Origin of the sequence: Paraburkholderia bengalensis, from assembly GCF_037126505.1 — a bacterium.
In the GTDB taxonomy this organism is placed as follows: domain Bacteria; phylum Pseudomonadota; class Gammaproteobacteria; order Burkholderiales; family Burkholderiaceae; genus Paraburkholderia; species Paraburkholderia bengalensis.
This window is the reverse complement of record NZ_JACFYJ010000253.1, coordinates 1-1,238: the sequence shown is the minus strand read 5'-3', so window position 1 is coordinate 1,238 and position 1,238 is coordinate 1. Positions and strand designations below refer to the sequence as shown.

The window sequence follows — 1,238 nt, the reverse complement described above, 5'->3', positions numbered from 1 at the left end:
GGGCGGCCAGGAAGTTCGACAATGTCGTGCTGTTTGTCGACGTCAGCGAGTTGCCGGAAATCGTTCGTTCGATCAACGCGTCGTGGCCCGCGGTCGCCAGCAGCGCGGGCAGCCGCAAGGCAGTCGACGAGTTCGGGTGGAATGCCTGTTGCCAGCGCTATGCACAGTTGTTCGAAACTGTCGCGGGCCATCCGGCGGGGGTCGCGAAGCCTGTCATCGAGTCGTGACAGCGCAACGACGGCGCGCTCGCCGGAAATCCGGCGGCGCGTGAAACCACACGCTCGTCAAGGGGAAGCGAGCTTGCCCGTCGCGACTACATCGACATAGTTGAAGGGATCGTCGCGCCATGCCGCGATGGTCGCCTGCAGCCGGCGCACGATCTCTTTCATCGGCCCGCTTTCGCCGCGTTGCCCGGCCTTCGCATCCGTCGGTTCAATGGCGCCGTGATCGAAGTGCTCTTCGAGAAAACGCAGCACGACCTGCGGATCGCCGCCCAGGCGCGCCATGTGATACGGCGACCATTCGATCAGAAGCGCATCGGCCTGTGCCAGTGTGCGCCTGCCGCCCGCCACGACGTACGGCTCGGCGCCCTGCGTATCGATCTTGGCAAACACGGGCCCTTGCAGCTCGATGGGCAGATCGTCGAGCCGCGCACATCGCACGTTGATGATCTTGCGCCCAATCTCGTTCTGTTTCGCAGCAAGCCTGGTCTCGAAGTGCAGGCGATGATCGCCGAGATTGCCGTCGGCGATGTCGAACGGCAGCACTTCTTCGCGCTCGTGCAAGGCGAGCTGGAAAGTCTGCACGCGCGAGCCGGGACAATTCTCCGCAATGTTGCGCATCAGGTTCCCGTAATTGACGGGCTCGGGTTCGAATGCATAACACCGGACCTGCTGGTTCTGGCGCGCGATAGGGATCGTCGTCATGCCGATGTTCGCGCCGATGTCGAGGTACGTCCCGCCCGCGCCCGCAAAGAACGCGATCAGCCGCTCCGACAGTTCGGGCGCCCACAGGCCCGTCTCGGCATATTTCCTCAGGATGCTCAGATCGTTGGAACTGCTGGCCATCGTGCCGTACTGGCCGCTCGCCGACAGTTGCACGACATTGAGCTTCTTCGCAAGGCAGGACAGGTACAGGTACCCGTACTCGCTCGCGAGCGCGCGATCGTTCAGCAGCGACTTCGCCATGACATGCCGGAATTTCAACGGCAGCAACGAAGTCACGGCGCCGGTGGCCGA

The 1,238-nt window shown here is 63.3% G+C and carries 1 protein-coding gene and 1 pseudogene; one reads left to right on the top strand and one right to left on the bottom strand.

Annotation, left to right across the window (positions count from 1 at the left end):
- Nucleotides 1–227, top strand: a pseudogene (locus H3V53_RS43060) (glycosyltransferase); the annotation flags it as partial.
- A 57-nt stretch (nt 228–284) separates the two neighbouring features.
- Here the strand turns inward: H3V53_RS43060 and H3V53_RS43055 are convergent.
- A partial coding sequence (locus H3V53_RS43055; protein ID WP_336603020.1) for an FkbM family methyltransferase occupies nt 285–1,238 on the bottom strand: 954 nt, incomplete at its 5' end.